The organism is Falsiroseomonas sp. HC035, assembly GCF_050563525.1.
Lineage (GTDB): Bacteria > Pseudomonadota > Alphaproteobacteria > Acetobacterales > Acetobacteraceae > Falsiroseomonas.
The window spans coordinates 23,355-37,545 of record NZ_JBNXUN010000009.1 but is presented as its reverse complement, the minus strand read 5'-3'; the positions used below and the strand labels follow the sequence as shown (position 1 = coordinate 37,545).

Annotated in this window: 17 protein-coding genes; 9 read left to right on the top strand and 8 right to left on the bottom strand. The window is 71.2% G+C overall.

From position 1 onward, the window contains the following. The first annotated feature begins 33 nt into the window (after positions 1-33). Positions 34-720 (top strand): response regulator transcription factor, encoded by a 687-nt coding sequence (locus ACLF3G_RS18625; protein WP_430670900.1) that lies wholly within the window; start codon positions 34-36, stop codon positions 718-720. A gap of 1 nt (position 721) precedes the next feature. Continuing rightward, positions 722-1,300, top strand: coding sequence for a hypothetical protein (locus ACLF3G_RS18620; protein ID WP_430670899.1), 579 nt, complete (start codon positions 722-724; stop codon positions 1,298-1,300). Here ACLF3G_RS18620 and ACLF3G_RS18615 read toward each other — a convergent pair. Further along, the gene (locus ACLF3G_RS18615; RefSeq protein ID WP_430670898.1) at positions 1,297-1,944 is read right to left on the bottom strand and encodes a hypothetical protein; all 648 of its coding nucleotides are present in this window, start codon (positions 1,942-1,944) and stop codon (positions 1,297-1,299) included. The genes ACLF3G_RS18620 and ACLF3G_RS18615 overlap by 4 nt on opposite strands. A 117-nt stretch (positions 1,945-2,061) precedes the next feature. On the opposite strand from ACLF3G_RS18615, the gene ACLF3G_RS18610 reads away from it, so the two are divergent. Together ACLF3G_RS18610 and ACLF3G_RS18605 are read left to right on the top strand one after the other, a co-directional pair. Next, entirely contained in the window at positions 2,062-2,706 is a 645-nt protein-coding gene (locus tag ACLF3G_RS18610) for a glutathione S-transferase family protein (protein WP_430670897.1), read from the top strand. Positions 2,707-2,776: 70 nt separating this feature from the next. Further along, the gene (locus tag ACLF3G_RS18605; RefSeq protein WP_430670896.1) at positions 2,777-3,844 is read left to right on the top strand and encodes a threonine aldolase family protein; all 1,068 of its coding nucleotides are present in this window, start codon (positions 2,777-2,779) and stop codon (positions 3,842-3,844) included. Position 3,845: 1 nt separating this feature from the next. Here ACLF3G_RS18605 and ACLF3G_RS18600 read toward each other — a convergent pair whose 3' ends face one another. From ACLF3G_RS18600 to ACLF3G_RS18575, 6 genes are all read right to left on the bottom strand, one after another. Beyond that, positions 3,846-4,457, bottom strand: a complete 612-nt coding sequence (locus tag ACLF3G_RS18600) for a methyltransferase domain-containing protein (RefSeq protein WP_430670895.1) — start codon at positions 4,455-4,457, stop codon at positions 3,846-3,848. A 72-nt stretch (positions 4,458-4,529) separates the two neighbouring features. Then, on the bottom strand, positions 4,530-5,906 hold the full coding sequence (locus tag ACLF3G_RS18595; protein WP_430671087.1) for a dipeptidase: 1,377 nt from the start codon (positions 5,904-5,906) through the stop codon (positions 4,530-4,532). Between the two features lie 2 nt (positions 5,907-5,908). Beyond that, a complete protein-coding gene (locus ACLF3G_RS18590; RefSeq protein ID WP_430670894.1) occupies positions 5,909-6,412 on the bottom strand; it encodes a CinA family protein in 504 nt (167 codons plus the stop codon). Next, positions 6,412-6,858: a phosphatidylglycerophosphatase A family protein gene (locus ACLF3G_RS18585; RefSeq protein WP_430670893.1), complete on the bottom strand. Its 447-nt coding sequence runs from the start codon at positions 6,856-6,858 to the stop codon at positions 6,412-6,414. Before ACLF3G_RS18585 ends, ACLF3G_RS18590 begins: the two co-directional genes overlap by 1 nt. Beyond that, positions 6,855-7,697, bottom strand: coding sequence for an alpha/beta fold hydrolase (locus ACLF3G_RS18580; protein WP_430670892.1), 843 nt, complete (start codon positions 7,695-7,697; stop codon positions 6,855-6,857). Before ACLF3G_RS18580 ends, ACLF3G_RS18585 begins: the two co-directional genes overlap by 4 nt. After that, a complete protein-coding gene (locus ACLF3G_RS18575) occupies positions 7,694-9,661 on the bottom strand; it encodes a transglycosylase SLT domain-containing protein (RefSeq protein ID WP_430670891.1) in 1,968 nt (655 codons plus the stop codon). Before ACLF3G_RS18575 ends, ACLF3G_RS18580 begins: the two co-directional genes overlap by 4 nt. A 105-nt stretch (positions 9,662-9,766) precedes the next feature. On the opposite strand from ACLF3G_RS18575, the gene dapA reads away from it, so the two are divergent. The 5 genes from dapA to ACLF3G_RS18550 are packed head-to-tail and all read left to right on the top strand — an operon-like array spanning position 9,767 to position 13,327. After that, positions 9,767-10,645 carry a 4-hydroxy-tetrahydrodipicolinate synthase gene (dapA, locus tag ACLF3G_RS18570; protein ID WP_430670890.1) on the top strand — a complete coding sequence of 293 codons (879 nt, stop codon included), beginning with the start codon at positions 9,767-9,769 and terminating at the stop codon, positions 10,643-10,645. A gap of 1 nt (position 10,646) precedes the next feature. Next, positions 10,647-11,132: an SsrA-binding protein SmpB gene (gene smpB / locus ACLF3G_RS18565; protein ID WP_430670889.1), complete on the top strand. Its 486-nt coding sequence runs from the start codon at positions 10,647-10,649 to the stop codon at positions 11,130-11,132. A gap of 53 nt (positions 11,133-11,185) precedes the next feature. After that, the gene (locus ACLF3G_RS18560; RefSeq protein ID WP_430670888.1) at positions 11,186-12,061 is read left to right on the top strand and encodes an alpha/beta hydrolase family protein; all 876 of its coding nucleotides are present in this window, start codon (positions 11,186-11,188) and stop codon (positions 12,059-12,061) included. Positions 12,062-12,117: 56 nt separating this feature from the next. Beyond that, the gene (locus ACLF3G_RS18555) at positions 12,118-12,789 is read left to right on the top strand and encodes a sulfite oxidase-like oxidoreductase (protein WP_430670887.1); all 672 of its coding nucleotides are present in this window, start codon (positions 12,118-12,120) and stop codon (positions 12,787-12,789) included. Positions 12,790-12,826: 37 nt separating this feature from the next. Then, on the top strand, positions 12,827-13,327 hold the full coding sequence (locus ACLF3G_RS18550) for a glutathione peroxidase (RefSeq protein WP_430671086.1): 501 nt from the start codon (positions 12,827-12,829) through the stop codon (positions 13,325-13,327). A 169-nt stretch (positions 13,328-13,496) separates the two neighbouring features. Here the strand turns inward: ACLF3G_RS18550 and ACLF3G_RS18545 are convergent, their stop codons facing one another. Continuing rightward, positions 13,497-14,189, bottom strand: coding sequence for a hypothetical protein (locus tag ACLF3G_RS18545; protein ID WP_430670886.1), 693 nt, complete (start codon positions 14,187-14,189; stop codon positions 13,497-13,499). Between the last annotated feature and the right edge of the window lie 2 nt (positions 14,190-14,191).

Here is a 14,191-nt window from a genome sequence, read left to right as displayed (position 1 = left end):
GGGCAGCGCAATCTTTTTGTAGGATCATCCCAAATGTTGTCCGTCCTGCTTGTCTCAGGCGATCAACGCCTTCGCGCCAGCCTCGCCGACAGCCTTGCCCAATCCTTCACGGTGCAGCAGGCGGAGGATGCCGCCGCCGCCCGGGTCCTGCTCAGCGGCTCAGGCGTTGATTGCGACGCGGTGCTGATCGACACCGGCATGTCCCCGGCCGAGGGTCCGGATCTCTGTGCAAGCCTGCGCGCCAGCGGCGTCGACCTGCCGATCGTGCTGCTCAGCGAAGCCGGAGACGCGCAGGACATCGTCCGTGGACTGAACAGCGGCGCCAACGACTACATCGTCAAGCCGTTCAGCCTGCCGGAACTGGCCGCACGGCTTCGCGCCCATCATCGGGTGCATGCCAGCGCCGGGACCGCGGTCCGGACCATCGGCCCCTATGCCTTCCGCCCCTCCGCCAAGCTGCTGCTGGAGCGGGCCCGCAACCGGACGATACGGCTGACGGCAAAGGAGGTCGCGGTGCTGAAATACCTGCATGAGGCGGATGGGCAGCCGGTCGCCAAGCAGACCCTGCTCATGGATGTGTGGGGCTACAACAACGCCGTCAGCAGCCATACGCTGGAGACCCATATCTGGCGGCTGCGGCAGAAGATCGAGCCCAATCCCGCGAATGCCCGGTTGTTGCTGTCCAACCGCGACGGCTATCGCCTGAACCAGGCCGCCTGACATGGGCGCCCTGGACGCGATCCAGGCCATCTGCCGCCTGGTGCCACGGCCCCGGCCGAGGCCACAGGGCGGACCAGGGGCGGGCCTGGGCGAGGCTGCGCCGACCGAACTCGTCGATGGCCGGTGGCAAGTCATTGGCGTTACCGCGCCAGCCGGGGTGGCAAGGCGCGCGTCCCAGGTCGTGGCGCCGGTGGCCGCCGGCGCGGCTGCGGCAAGCGGCATGATCCTGGCCTGCGAGGCCCTCGGCCTGCCGAGCCTGCTCTCCGGCCCGCACGCCGCGCAGCCCGCACCCACGGCCGGTGCGGAAAGTGCTGGCGTGCCATTCGGCTTGGCAGCGGAAGGCGAAACGCTCGGCCTGCTCATGAGCGGCCCGAGCCTGTTCAGGCTGGGCGGCCTGTTCCAGGACCAGCTACCTCTGGTCGGCGAGTTGCACCCGCCGCTTGAGACCGTCCTCGTGCCGGTGCCCGAGCCGGATTCGATCGTGCTGTTCGCCGGCTTCCTGGTGCTGTTCACCGGCGTGCTGCTGCGCCCCGCCGCAAGGCGGCGCCGCCTGTTCGGTTTGCCGGCGGCACGTCGCTAGGCCGTTCGCCCGCAATGCGCGCCGTTCGGCAGGTAGGGCCAGAACAGGCCGTTGGTGAGGTAGGCGCGCTGAAGCGCCTCCGGCCCGTTCAGCGGCTCCGCCACTCCCAGCCGGAAGGCCAGGAACAGGTCCCCAGGCTTCACGCCGCGGTTCCGGGCCGGGTCCAGCCAATCATCCTGCGCGCCATGCTGGATGCGGGTCAGAAGCCGGCGGTTCAGGCCGCGGACCAGCTCGCGCGCCTCCACGGGCCAGGCGCCGTATTTCGAGCCGGGTGTGGTGGCGGTGACAGGGATCTTCCGAAAGCCGCCGGCCTGCTGCCGCCAGCAACTCATGATGTCGTAGTCTGACACCATGAGGTGGCCCTGCGCGCCCTGCACGGCGCCGGAGGGACCGCTTTTCGCCTTCGTCACCGCGGTCTTGGCGGGCAGCAGGCCGTGCAGGGACCGGGCGGCGAGGTTGGGGCAGCGGAAGAACAGCAGCAGGTTCTGCGCGGCGGAGGCCTGGCGCAGCGTCATCACGTCCTCCGGGTCGAAGCCGGTCTCCCGCGCCACCCGGATATCCCGGGCCGAGGCGCCGGCGCGCGCCGCCGCACCCTCCCGCTGATCCGCAAGGATCTCCCCGATGCTGAGCTGCAAACCGACCATGCCCTGTCTTCCGCCTGCGGGCGCGTAACCAAGCACGGGGACATGGCATCCACGTTGCCGCCTGTTTCACGGCTTTGCGTCGCGCGCCTTGCGCGGAAATCGGGCAGGCTCACCGCCATGAAATACATACTCTACGGCGACAAGGGTTCGGGCTCTGGCCCGGTGGAGATGGCGCTGGCCGAAGCCGGGGCCGAGGTGGAACTGCGGGAGGTGCCGCTGGAAGGCGACCACCAGCGTCGCGCGGACTACCTCGAGCTGAACCCGATGGGCCGGCTGCCGACGCTGGTGCTGCCAGGCGGGATGGTGATGACGGAAAGCCTCGCCATTCTGGTGACACTGGCCGATCTGCATCCGGAGGCGGGGCTACTGCCGCCGCCCGGCGACCTCGGCCGCGCCACGGCGCTGCGCTGGATGGCGCTGCTGGCCGGCGAATTCTACCCGCATGTCACGCGCTACGACTATCCGGAGCGGTTCGGCATCGGGCCAGACCAGGCGCAGCCCGTGAAATGGCGGGCGCAGGAGATGGGGCAGGAGGTGCTGGGCGTGATCGAGCGGCACGCGGGTCTCACCGGCGATGCCGCCGCACCCTTCCTGCTCGGCGAGCGCTTCAGCGTTGCCGACCTGTACCTGGCGGTGCTGTCGCGCTGGATGGGCGGCCGGGTCTGGACGCCGGAGAACCTGCCGAAGCTGGAGGTGCTGGCCCGCGCCGTGGCGGTGCGACCGGCGGTCGCGCCGGTGTGGGACCGGCACGGCCTGGGTTGAGGAATGGGCTGGGTTGACGGAACAGGCCGCGCGGGGCGGGATGCGCGGCAGCACATTGCCGGAGCGCCCCATGGTCCATGCCCCCGAACGCCCGCCCGAAGGCGCGCCGCCCGTTCGCGTCAACCTGTACTCGGACACGCAGACGAAGCCGACGCCTGCCATGCTCGACGCGATGATGCGGGCCGAGGTCGGCGACGAGCAGCATGGCGACGATCCCACGGTGCATGCGCTGTGCGATCGCATGGCGGCGTTGATGGGCAAGCAGGCGGCGGTGTTCATGCCGACCGGCACCATGTGCAACGTCGCCGCCACGCTGGTGCATTGCCGCCCCGGCGAGGAGATCATCGCGCATGAGACCGCGCACATCCTGACCAGCGAGGGCGGCGCCCATGCAGCACTCGGCAGCGTGCAGATTCTTCCCCTGCCGGGTCCGCGCGGCATGTACACGCCGGACCAGTTGCGCGGCGCGCTGCGCGGCAAGTCCCGCCACACGCCGACGCAGCGGCTGGTGGAGGTGGAGCAGACCGCCAACACGGGTGGCGGCGCCGTCTGGGCGAAGTCGACGCTGGATGAGATTGCCGGCATCGCGCATGGCGCCGGGCTATCGACGCATATGGACGGCGCGCGGCTGATGAATGCCTGCGTCGCCGCGGGCGTCGCGCCCGCGGACATGGTCGCGGGCTGGGACAGCGTGTGGCTCGACTTCACCAAGGGCCTCGGCGCGCCGCTCGGCGCCGTGCTGTGCGGGTCCGCCGAGTTCATCGACGAGGCCTGGCGCTGGAAGCAGCGGCTGGGTGGCGCGATGCGGCAGGCGGGGGTGTGCGCGGCCGGGTGCCTCTACTCGCTGGATCACCACGTCGACCGGCTGGCGGAGGATCACGCCAACGCCAAGGCCCTGGCGCGTGGCCTGGCGCAGATGGAGGGCGTGGAGGTGCAGGACCCGGACACGAACTTGGTGTTCTTCACTGTCGCCGGCACCGGCGTGGCACCGGGGGATGTGATGCGGCGGGCTCGGATGGAGGGGGTGCAGCTTTCCATGCTCGGCGGCAGGCTGCGCGCCTGCACGCATCTCGACGTGACGGCGCCGATGATTGACGAAGCACTCTCGGTCATCCGGGCGGCGCTGGCGAAGGGGTAGGCTACAGGCTGGCTGCGATGACGAAGTAGCGCGGCATCGGCGGCGGCTTCACGCCCATGGCGTTGGGCGTCAGGTCCGGCCGGTCGCGGATCTGCACGAAGCCAGCCTCCTTCAGCATCCGCCGCGTGTCGCCCGCGGTGTGGAAGGTAAAGCGGGTCGGGTTCCACAGGCTGCGGATGGCGGCATAGACCGTCTTTGCCGCCACCTCCGCCCGGCCCACGACGCCTTCCGGGTCCGGCTCTGCCACCAGCAGCGTGCCGCCGGCGCGGAGCCGCTGGCGGATGTCGCGCAGCAGCGACAGCAGCGGCGCCGGCTCGATGTACATCATCACGCCGAACAGCATGGCCAGGTCGAAACCGGCCTCGGCCGGTGGCATGTCCGAGACGAAGCCGTAGTCGGCGCCTGTGCCGGATTCGGGGTTCGCGATCACCACCCGCGTGCCCGGCGGCAGCGCGGCCCGGCTGCGGAAGCCGCCGGATGTGCCGCCGACATCGAGGATGCGCGGCGCCCGCGCCGTGGGCAGGTAGTCCTGCACGATCCGGGCGACGCAGCCGGCGTGGCTGGAGGGCGAGGCCCGGTTGAACACCGCATTGCCGCCAAAGCCCACGCCCATGGCTGCCTCCCGCAAAAGCGGGTGTTCTACGCCGATGCCGTGGCGGATGCGTCTCGCCGTGTTTCGCGCCCTTCAGGCCAGCTTCGCCAGCAGCCGCGCGTGGCTGCGGGTGCCCTGGTGGAAGCAGCGCATGTCGAACTTCTCGTTCGGGCTGTGCACCTGGTCGTCCTCCAGCCCGAAGCCCATCAGCACACTGTCCAGCCCGAGCACGTCCTTCATCGAGGAGACGATGGGGATGGACCCGCCGCAGCCGATCATGGCGGCGGGCTTGCCGTATTCATCGGCCAACGCCGCCTGCGCCGCCTTCACGAAGGCGCTGTCCGCCGGCACCTCGATCCCTGGGCTGGCGCCGCCGCCCTGGAAGGTCGCGGTGGCATCGGCGGGAAGCCGTGCCTGGACGAACTGCTTGAAGCTCTCGAAGACCTTGTCGTGGTGCTGGCCGGGGACGAGCCGGAAGGTGATCTTGGCGTGTGCCTCGCTGGGGATCACGGTCTTGCTGCCGGCGCCGGTATAGCCGCCCCAGATGCCGTTGATATCCGCCGTCGGACGCGCCCACAGCCGCTCCAGCGCACCGCGATCCTTCTCGCCGACCGGCACGGACAGGCCGATGGCGCCCAGGAAATCATGCTCGGAGAAACCCAGTGCCTGCCACTGCGCCCGCAGTTCAGGCGAAAGTTCCGGGACGCCGTCGTAGAAGCCCGGAAGTTGCACGCGGCCATTCGCGTCGTGCAGGTCGCCCAGGATCCGGGTGATCAGGTTGTTCGGGTTCAGCGCGCTGCCGCCATACATGCCCGAATGCAGGTCGCGGCTGGCCGCCTTGATGTCGAGCTGCACGAAGCACATGCCGCGCAGACGGGTGGACAGCGCCGGCGTCTCGATGTCCCACATGCCGGTGTCGCTGATGATGGCGACGTCCGCGCGCAGCTCCGCCGCATTGTCCGCCATGAAGGGCGCCAGGTTGGGGGAGCCGATTTCCTCCTCGCCCTCGATGACGGCGGTGATGGCACAGGGCGGGCCGCCGGCGGTGGCGTGGTAGGCGCGCAGCGCCTCGATCCACATCAGCACCTGGCCCTTGTCGTCCACCGCGCCGCGCGCGACCACGCGCTTGCCATGCGGGCCGTCGATGATGACGGGCTCAAAGGGCGGGCTGGTCCACAGTTCCAGCGGGTCCGGCGGCTGCACGTCGTAATGGCCATAGTACAGCAGGTGGCGCGTGTTGCCGGAGGGACCCGGATGGTGCGCCACCACCACCGGATGCTTCGGTGTCTGGCGCAGGCTGGCGGTAAAGCCGATGCCGATGAGCTGGTCGCGGATCCACTCGGCGGCGCGGACGCAGTCGCCAGCGTGGTCCGGCTGGGCACTGATCGAGGGAATGCGCAGCCACTCCACCAGGCGGCCGACGGCGGCGTCGTGGTCGGCGTCGATTGTCGCCAGAAGCTGGTCAGTCATACTCATGCGGCAGGCTCCGTTGGCAGGGCGCGGCGGATCAACTGGAAGGCCGCGGAGACGGTGGCGGCGCGGATCGCGGTGCGGTCGCCGGGGAAGACATGGTGCTCGGCCAGGGTGGCGTGGCCGCGCATGGCGCAGGCCAGGTGGACCAGGCCCACCGGCTTCGCCGCGCTGCCGCCACCCGGCCCGGCGACGCCGGTGCAGGAGACGGCGACCTCGGCCGCACTTTCCGCCAGCGCGCCTTCCGCCATGCGGCGGGCGACGGGCTCGCTGACGGCGCCGAAGGCCTCGATCATCGCGGCGGGTACGCCGACCATGCGGGTCTTGGCCTCGTTGGAATAGGTGACGTAGCCCGCCAGCACGATGGCGGAGGAGCCGGGGATGGCGGTGAGTGCCGCGGCGATGAGCCCGCCGGTACAGGATTCCGCCGTGGCGAGGGTCAGGCCCCGCGCCCCCAGTTCCGCCAGCAGCGCCTCCGCATCGTCCAGGATTTCGGCTTGCAGCATCACGCGATCACTCCCGGCAGCAGGGCATGAAACGCCAGCAGGGCGAGCGCGGCGAGGGCGCCCGCGATCACATCGTCCAGCATCACGCCGAAGGCGCCGGGCTGGCGATCCGCCCAGGACACCGGCCAGGGCTTGGCGATATCGAGCAGCCGGAACAGCGCGAAGGCCAGCAGCACGCCGGGCAGGGTGGCGGCGGGCAGGGCGGCCAGCGTCAGCGCCATGCCGGCGGCCTCGTCCGCGACAAACCAGCCCGGGTCCTCCGTTTCGTCGCGCAGCACCTCCCGCGCTGCCCACCAGCCCGCGACGGCGAACACCATCGCCAGCACGAGGCAGGCGAGGGGGCCGAGCCAGGCAGCGGGCAGGATCAGCGCGGAGCCCCAGGTGCCCGGCCCCGGGCGCAGGCGGCCGACGCCGCCGAGGGTCGCGACCAGCAGGGCCGGGGTCATGGGATGCGGTCGAAGAAGGCGTCGAGCGCCGCGACCGAGGCCGGTTCCTCCAGCGTCGGGCAATGGCCGGTCGCGGCGATCTCGACGAAGCGCATGTCCGGTCGGGCGTCCTGCATCCGGTCGGCCGTATCCTCCGACAGCAATTCGGACAGTGCACCGCGCAGCAGCAGCAGCGGGGCGTGGGCCAGCGCGCCGAAGGCGGGCCAGAGGTCGGGCATCTTGCCGGCGTCGCGCATCGCCTCGGCGATGCGGATGTCCCAGCGCGGGTGCCAGGCTCCGTCCGGGCCGGGGCGGTAGGTGCCGGCGGCAAAGCGGCGCCAGGCCTCGGCGTCCATCACCATCGGCGGCAGGGTCTGCTTCAGGTGATCCACCGCGGCATCCAGGCTCGGCAGGGCCGGGTCGCGCGCGACGAAGTTCCGCACATGGTCCAGCGCCACCGGCTCCAGCACCGGCCCGACATCGTTCAGCGCCACGCCGGCGATCGCGGTCGGACGCAGGACGCCGAGCATCATGGCGAGGATGCCGCCGAAGCTGGTGCCGACGATCACCGCGCGGTGGCAATGCAGCGCCGCCATCGCATCCAGCACGTCGCGCAGGCTGTGCTCGATGCCATAGCGGGCGGGCGAGCCAGCGCGTCCGCTCTCCCCATGCCCGGCATGATCCAGCGCCAGCACGCGGCGGCGGCCCTCATGCCGCTCCGCCAGCGCGTCGAAATCCTCCGCGGTGCGGGTCAGGCCGGGCAGGCAGAGGATGGGGGTGCGGCCCTCCGGCCCCGGATGGTCCAGCGCCGACAGAGTCAGGCCGTCACGCGCGGTGAAGGAGACCCGCCGGCTGCTCACTGGCGGCCCGCCATCAGCGCCGACAGCGGATGCGGGAGGTCGCCGGTGGCCGGGTTGCGGGCGCGATAGACGACCACGTTCTCGATCACGCGCTGCACGTAGTTGCGGGTCTCGGAGAACGGGATCTGCTCGATCCAGTCCAGGATATGCGGCCCGTCCGGCAGGCGCGGGTCGCCATAGGTGGAAAGCCACTGGTCCACGCGGCCCGGACCTGCATTGTAGCCGGCGGCGGCCAGCGGCATGGCGCCGCCGAAGCGCGACAGCATCTCATTGATGAAGGCGCTGCCGAGCCGGAGGTTATGGGCGGCGTCGCTCGTCAGCATCGCCGTGCTGTGTGGCACCCCGAGCCGCCGCGCGACGGAGGCCGCCGTCGCCGGCAGCAACTGCATGGGCCCACGCGCATTGGCCGAGGAGACGGCGGAAAGGTCGAAATTGCTTTCCTGCCGGGTGATTGCGTAGACCAGTGCCGGCTCGGCGCCGTCGCTGGGCGCTGCGTAGGGGGTGGGCCAGCCATCCTCCAGCAGCATCACGCCATCCGCCCCGGCACGCCGGGCGATCCACACGGCATGGTCCGGCCGGCCGATGGCGACGCCCAGGCGTGCAATCAGCCAGCGATCCGCGGCATCCGGCGACAACTCCTCCAGCCGCAACAGGAAGGTGCGCGCGCGGTCGGACTGGCCGAGATCGGCCAGCGTGATGGCCGCCCGCACCATGTCCCGCCCGAGAAACCGAACGCCCACATCCTGCGCTGGCGCGGCGGTTGGCACCCGGGCGATGCGCGCCGAAAGCTGCGCCGGGCTTTCCCCCAGGGCGAGGCTGGCGAGCTGCCCGTAGAAGGCCACCGGCAGCGTCGCGGCGTCCTGCCACTTCGCCTGCGCTTCCGCCGCGCGGCCCATCGTGGCCAGCGCGGCGCCTTCCCAATAGGCGCTGCGCGAGCGGGTGATGACGCTGCGGCTGCCTTCGCCGACCAGGGCGAAATGCGTGCGGGCCTGGGCCGATTCGCCCAGGCGGCGCAGCGCGATGAAGCCGGCGAGGAACTCGGCCTCCTGCCGTTCCAGGCTGGCCTCCGCCTGTCCGTGGTTCGCCGCGATCCGGTAGGCGGCGGCCGGGTCGCCGAGGCGCAGCAGCTTGCGGGACAGCACCTGGCGTTCGGTCCAGATCGCCTTGGCAGCCTCCGGCGGGATGTCCGCCTGCCAGGGCGCGGCCGCAGTCCAGATGGCGGCGGCCTCCGCGTCGCGGTCGGCGCGGCGCAGCAGCCTGGCACGCTCATGCGCCACGCCGATGTCGCGAACCTGGTCGAGCGCCGAGTCGTTGCGCCCGCCGCGTGCGGCCAGCCGGGCGTCCAGGATGGCGCGGCGCGGCGCATCCAGCAGTGGCAGCAGGCGTGCCGCACCGGCGGTGGCCCCGTCCCAGAACTGCCGGTCGGCCCGCCGCCAATGGTCGTCCGGCGTCAGCAGCGCCGTGTTGCGGGCCAGGAAATCCGTCTCGGCGAAGCTGTCACCGGAGGCATCCTGCCAGCCGAGCCGCAGCGCGGCGGTGGCCTGGGCGGGCTGGCCGGCGCGGGTCAGCGCATCGCCGTGCCGCTGCGCGCCCGCCAGGCTGCGCGCCGGGTTGCGGGCGAAATGGCGCAGCGCCAGGGCGTCGTCGCGGTCGTAGACCAGCGCTTCCTCGGCGCGCAGCGCCAGGGTGTTGGGCAGCGGCCAGTCCGGATTCGCCTCCACCCAGGCGGCCAGCTCAGCCGCGCCGGCGCCGCTGGAGCGGTTCTGCAGCCGGGTCCAGTCCACCAGCTTGCGGACGGAGGGATCGGCCGCACGGGCCAGCGCCACGGCCTCCTCGAAGCGGGATTGCCGAAGTGCCTCAAGGGCCTGCCGGCCGGCGGCGCGGCTGGGCTCCGGCGCCCAGGGCTGGGCGGCAGCCGGGCTTGCAAGGGCGGCGAGGAGCAGCAGGGTGAGGGCAGGGCGCATCAGGTGATCCTAGCGCAGGATATGCAAAACCTCGCGCCCTTGTCGCGCGGGGGACGGACGACTAGCTTCTCCGGTCCTTGCAAACCACCGGATTGGCAGAAGAACATGTTCAAGGGATCGCTCGTGGCGCTGGTCACGCCCATGCAAGCCGATGGGTCCCTGGACGCCAAGGGCTTTTCGGACTTCGTGCAGTGGCAGATCGCCGAAGGCACGCAGGGCCTCATCCCCGTCGGCACCACCGGGGAGAGCCCGACGCTCAGCCATGCCGAGCACCACAAGGTGGTGGACCTCTGCATCGAGGCGTCCGCCGGGCGCGTGCCGGTGATCGCCGGCACCGGGTCCAACAGCACGGCCGAAGCGGTGGACCTGACGCGCCACGCCAAGGCAGCGGGCGCCGATGCCGCGCTGGTGGTGACGCCCTACTACAACAAGCCGACGCAGGAAGGCCTTTACCTGCACTTCATGGCGATCGCGGATGCGGTGGACCTGCCTATCATCATCTACAACATCCCGCCGCGCAGCGTGGTGGACATGTCGGTGGAGACGATGGCCAGGCTGGCGAAGCACCCGAACATCGTCGGCGTGAAGGATGCGACGGCGAACCTGACCCGCCCGCAGCACACCACCGCCACCTGCGGCCCGGATTTCTGCCAGCTGTCGGGGGAGGACCATACCGCGCTCGCCTTCCTCGCCGCCGGCGGCCATGGCTGCATCAGCGTCACCGCCAACATCGCGCCCCGGCTGTGCCGGGAGATGCACGATGCCTGGGCGGAAGGTCGCATCGGTGATGCGCTGGCGATCCAAGCGCGGCTGCTGTCGGTACACGACGCGATGTTCTGCGAGACCTCGCCCGGCCCGGTGAAGTACGCGGCCAGCCTGCTCGGACACGGCACGGCGCATTGCCGCCTGCCGATGGCGCCGATCGCGGAGACGTCCCGCAGCCGGGTGCGCGCCGCGATGACAGGCGCGGGGTTGCTGAACTAATATGGCGGAACCCCGCAAGAAGGGCCTGATCAGCCACGGCATCGCCGCCCAGAACCGCAAGGCGCGCTACGACTACAAGATCGGCGAGGAGATCGAGGCCGGCGTCATGCTGGTGGGGCCGGAGGTGAAGTCGCTGCGCGCCGGCCGCGCCACGCTGACCGAAGCCTGGGCCGGCGAGCGGGACGGGGAGATGTGGCTGTTCAACTGCTACATCCCGGAATGGCAGGCCGGCAGCCATGTGGCGACGTTCGAGCCGCGGAGGCCGCGCAAGCTGCTGCTGCACCGAAAGCAGGTGCAGACCCTGGCGGCCAGTATCGCGCGGGACGGAATCTCGCTCGTGCCGCTCGACATCCACTTCAATGAGCGCGGCGTGGCGAAGATCCTGCTCGGCGTCGGCGAGGGCAAGAAGAAGCACGACAAGCGCGCGGCAATCGCGGAGCGCGACTGGTCGCGCGACAAGGCCCGGCTGATGCGGGACCGCGGGTAGCCGCAAGGCTCCGGCTCTGCGACCTTCCGCATGGGTTGAGCGGGGATGTCGCGATGCGTGCCGGATGGTTGATCGGGCTGTGGCTGGCGGGCTGCGCGGCGCCGGCGGTGCCGACTGGCGCGGTGCCTGTGCCTGGCGCAGAGCGGGGTCTGCTGGAGATTGCAGTGCCCGGCACCGGACAATTCATCTCCGCGCGCCTTTGCCGACCGGCGCTGTCCGGCGCGGTGCCCCTGGCCGTGATCAACCATGGCTCCCCGGCACGGGCCGCCGCGCGCCCTGGCATGCGGCCCGCGGCGTGTTCGGCGGAAGCGGTGCAATGGTTCACGGCACGCGGCTTCGCCGTGCTGTTGCCGCTGCGGCGGGGCTACGGCGCGGCGGGCGGGCGCTGGGCGGAAGGCTTTGGGTCCTGCGACGGCCCGGACTATGCCCGTGCCGGGCGCGAATCGGCCCTGGATATCGAAGCCGCCCTCCTGCACGCGATGCGCCTGCCAGGGATCAGGCCGGACGGGGTGGTCGTCGTTGGACAGTCCGCCGGCGGCTGGGGTGCGCTGGCATTGGCGGCGGACCGGCCAGTGGGGGTGGCCGCGGTCATCAACATGGCCGGCGGCCGCGGCGGCTGGGCCGGCGGCGTGGCGGGGCAGGTTTGCGCGCCGGACCGGCTGGTGGCGGCGGCCGGCGACTATGGCCGGTCCGCCATCCTGCCGACGCTGTGGCTGTACACGGCCAATGACAGCTTCTTCGGTCCGGAGCTGGCGGCCGGGATGCATCGCGCCTTCACGGCCTCGGGCGGACGGGCCGAGTTACGGGCGCTGCCGGCCTTCGCCACCGATGGACACGCGCTGTTCTTCGGCGCGGGTGGCAGTGCTGTCTGGGGCCCACCGGTGGAAGCCTTCCTGCGCCAGCAGGGCTTTGCCACCCGCACCCCGTGAGCAGGGTCTTGCATCCGCGGAACCCGGCTTCACCTATCCATCAGCAGGAGGCGGCGATGGCCGAGGATGACGACGTCCCGCTCAGCGGCGGCATTCGGGACAAGCTGGTGGAGACCAAGCAGGGCTGGGCCCGCGATGGCCGGCTGCTGACCGGCACCACCGCGGACCCCGCGGCCGCGCGCCTGCCGCCGGGCCAGCGGCTGGTGACGGATTTCCCCGTCCTCGACCTCGGCCTGCAGCCGGACGTGACGGCCGACAAGTTCCGGCTGCGGGTAGAAGGGCTGGTCGCCGCGCCGCTGCGGCTGACGCTCGACGAATTCCTGGCGCTTCCGCAGGCGACGCGGACCAACGATATTCACTGCGTCACCCAATGGTCGCGCTACGACAACCGCTGGGACGGCGTGCCGGTACCGGCGCTTCTTGCGCTCGCCCGTCCGAAGGACGAAGCGCGCTTCGTCAACCTGACCAGCTACGACGGCTATACCACCAACCTGGCGATGGCCGATTTCGCCCGGCCGGAGAACCTGTTTGCCCATGCCTGGGACGGCGCTCCGCTGGAACGCCGGCACGGCGGCCCGGTGCGGCTGGTGGTGCCGCACCTCTATTTCTGGAAAAGCCCGAAATGGCTGACCCGCATTGAATTGCTGCGGGAGGACCGGCCGGGATTCTGGGAGGTGCGCGGCTACCACAACCGCGGCGACCCCTGGATGGAGGAAAGGTATGGCTGATGTCTCGCGCCGCGCAGTGCTGGCCACGCCCCTGCTGATGGCCGCCGCACCCGGCGGCACGGCCTTCGATTTCCGCCTGGAGTCGCTGGAGGGCGGACCGCTCGCCCTCGCCAGCTTCCGCGGCCGTGCGCTGCTGGTGGTGAACACCGCCAGCTTTTGCGGCTTCACGCCCCAATACGAAGCGCTGCAACGCCTGCATGACCGCTTCGAGCCGCAGGGCCTGACGGTGCTCGGCGTGCCCTCCAACGACTTCCGGCAGGAAAGCAGCGACGAGGGCAAGATCCGTGAGCTCTGCGAGACGGTCTACGGCATCACCTTCCCCATGGCCGGCCTGACCTCGGTACGCGGGCCTCGGGCACATCCGCTGTTCGCTTGGCTCGCGGCGCGGGGCGGCGGGCCGCCGCGCTGGAACTTCCACAAGTTCCTCGTGGCGCGGGACGGCCTCGCCGTGCGGTCCTTCACCACCGGGACGGCGCCGGACAGCCCGACCGTGGTGGGCGCGGTGGAGGCGGCGTTGGCCGGTCGCGCGTTCTCCTGACCCGGTTTGGCCTGACGCCGGACGATGCAGGCGAGTCTGCAACTTTCATGCAGCCACTTCGTTGGGGGGCTGTCGTGAGAGAGGGACAGTCATGAACAGCATCGTCTACATCGTCGGCGCCGTGGTTATCGTCATCGCCATCCTGAGCTTCCTCGGCCTGCGCTGAGGTTCAGGGCGGGGCGGGGGCCGCCTGGTCCCAGCCCCGCCAGGCGCGACCTGCCATCCAAGCCCCGAGGCCCAGGCCGCCGATCAACCCGCCAAGCGGCATGATGGCGAAGACCACGCCCATGGCGAAGGCGCCCTCGCGCTGCGAAACGTTCAGCACCGCCCCCAGCCCGATGGCCACGAACAGGCTGAGCAGTGCGCCCAGGACGGCGCCGCCCAGGAAGCCTCCGGCACCATGCATCGCGACATGACCCCACCGGCTCGGCCGCGCGCCCTGCCGCCCGCCGCCGGCAGCGCCGGCCAGGACGATGCCCGCGACCAGGACCCACAGGCCCGGAAGCGGCGGAACCAGATCGGGCGGCAGCAGCCATTCCAGCAGGATGAAGGCGACCAGGAAGCTTAGCGGCAGCGCTATGGCGGCGCCCAGGAGCAGACCGCCCAGCGCCCGTCCCGGCGAACCGGGTCTGCGCCCGGGCGGCAGTGGCGCCGGACCGAGCCTTGCGCGCAACGACATCAGCCGGTCGAACAGCGCCTCGCCATCCTTCGGCGTGCCATCGGGCTGGGTTGGCCATGCCTCGACCATCACCCGCGTCTCCTGGTCGAGGCGCGGCGCCAACTCCCGCAGCAGCGCGTCGAGCGTGGGGCCGAAGACCGGCTGGCCGGTTGCGAGGCGCGCGAGGCGACCGGTCTCCGGCATGG

Excerpts from the sequence above, each read along its gene's own strand:
- ACLF3G_RS18625 (WP_430670900.1), top strand. The coding sequence starts at position 34 with ATGTTGTCCGTCCTGCTTGTCTCAGGCGATCAACGCCTTCGCGCCAGC.
- ACLF3G_RS18615 (WP_430670898.1), bottom strand. The coding sequence starts at position 1,944 with ATGGTCGGTTTGCAGCTCAGCATCGGGGAGATCCTTGCGGATCAGCGG.
- ACLF3G_RS18545 (WP_430670886.1), bottom strand. The coding sequence starts at position 14,189 with ATGCCGGAGACCGGTCGCCTCGCGCGCCTCGCAACCGGCCAGCCGGTC.
- ACLF3G_RS18575 (WP_430670891.1), bottom strand. The coding sequence starts at position 9,661 with ATGCGCCCTGCCCTCACCCTGCTGCTCCTCGCCGCCCTTGCAAGCCCG.
- dapA (WP_430670890.1), top strand. The coding sequence starts at position 9,767 with ATGTTCAAGGGATCGCTCGTGGCGCTGGTCACGCCCATGCAAGCCGAT.
- ACLF3G_RS18585 (WP_430670893.1), bottom strand. The coding sequence starts at position 6,858 with ATGACCCCGGCCCTGCTGGTCGCGACCCTCGGCGGCGTCGGCCGCCTG.
- ACLF3G_RS18595 (WP_430671087.1), bottom strand. The coding sequence starts at position 5,906 with ATGACTGACCAGCTTCTGGCGACAATCGACGCCGACCACGACGCCGCC.
- ACLF3G_RS18590 (WP_430670894.1), bottom strand. The coding sequence starts at position 6,412 with ATGCTGCAAGCCGAAATCCTGGACGATGCGGAGGCGCTGCTGGCGGAA.
- ACLF3G_RS18560 (WP_430670888.1), top strand. The coding sequence starts at position 11,186 with ATGCGTGCCGGATGGTTGATCGGGCTGTGGCTGGCGGGCTGCGCGGCG.
- smpB (WP_430670889.1), top strand. The coding sequence starts at position 10,647 with ATGGCGGAACCCCGCAAGAAGGGCCTGATCAGCCACGGCATCGCCGCC.
- ACLF3G_RS18555 (WP_430670887.1), top strand. The coding sequence starts at position 12,118 with ATGGCCGAGGATGACGACGTCCCGCTCAGCGGCGGCATTCGGGACAAG.
- ACLF3G_RS18620 (WP_430670899.1), top strand. The coding sequence starts at position 722 with ATGGGCGCCCTGGACGCGATCCAGGCCATCTGCCGCCTGGTGCCACGG.
- ACLF3G_RS18610 (WP_430670897.1), top strand. The coding sequence starts at position 2,062 with ATGAAATACATACTCTACGGCGACAAGGGTTCGGGCTCTGGCCCGGTG.
- ACLF3G_RS18600 (WP_430670895.1), bottom strand. The coding sequence starts at position 4,457 with ATGGGCGTGGGCTTTGGCGGCAATGCGGTGTTCAACCGGGCCTCGCCC.
- ACLF3G_RS18605 (WP_430670896.1), top strand. The coding sequence starts at position 2,777 with ATGGTCCATGCCCCCGAACGCCCGCCCGAAGGCGCGCCGCCCGTTCGC.
- ACLF3G_RS18550 (WP_430671086.1), top strand. The coding sequence starts at position 12,827 with ATGGCCGCCGCACCCGGCGGCACGGCCTTCGATTTCCGCCTGGAGTCG.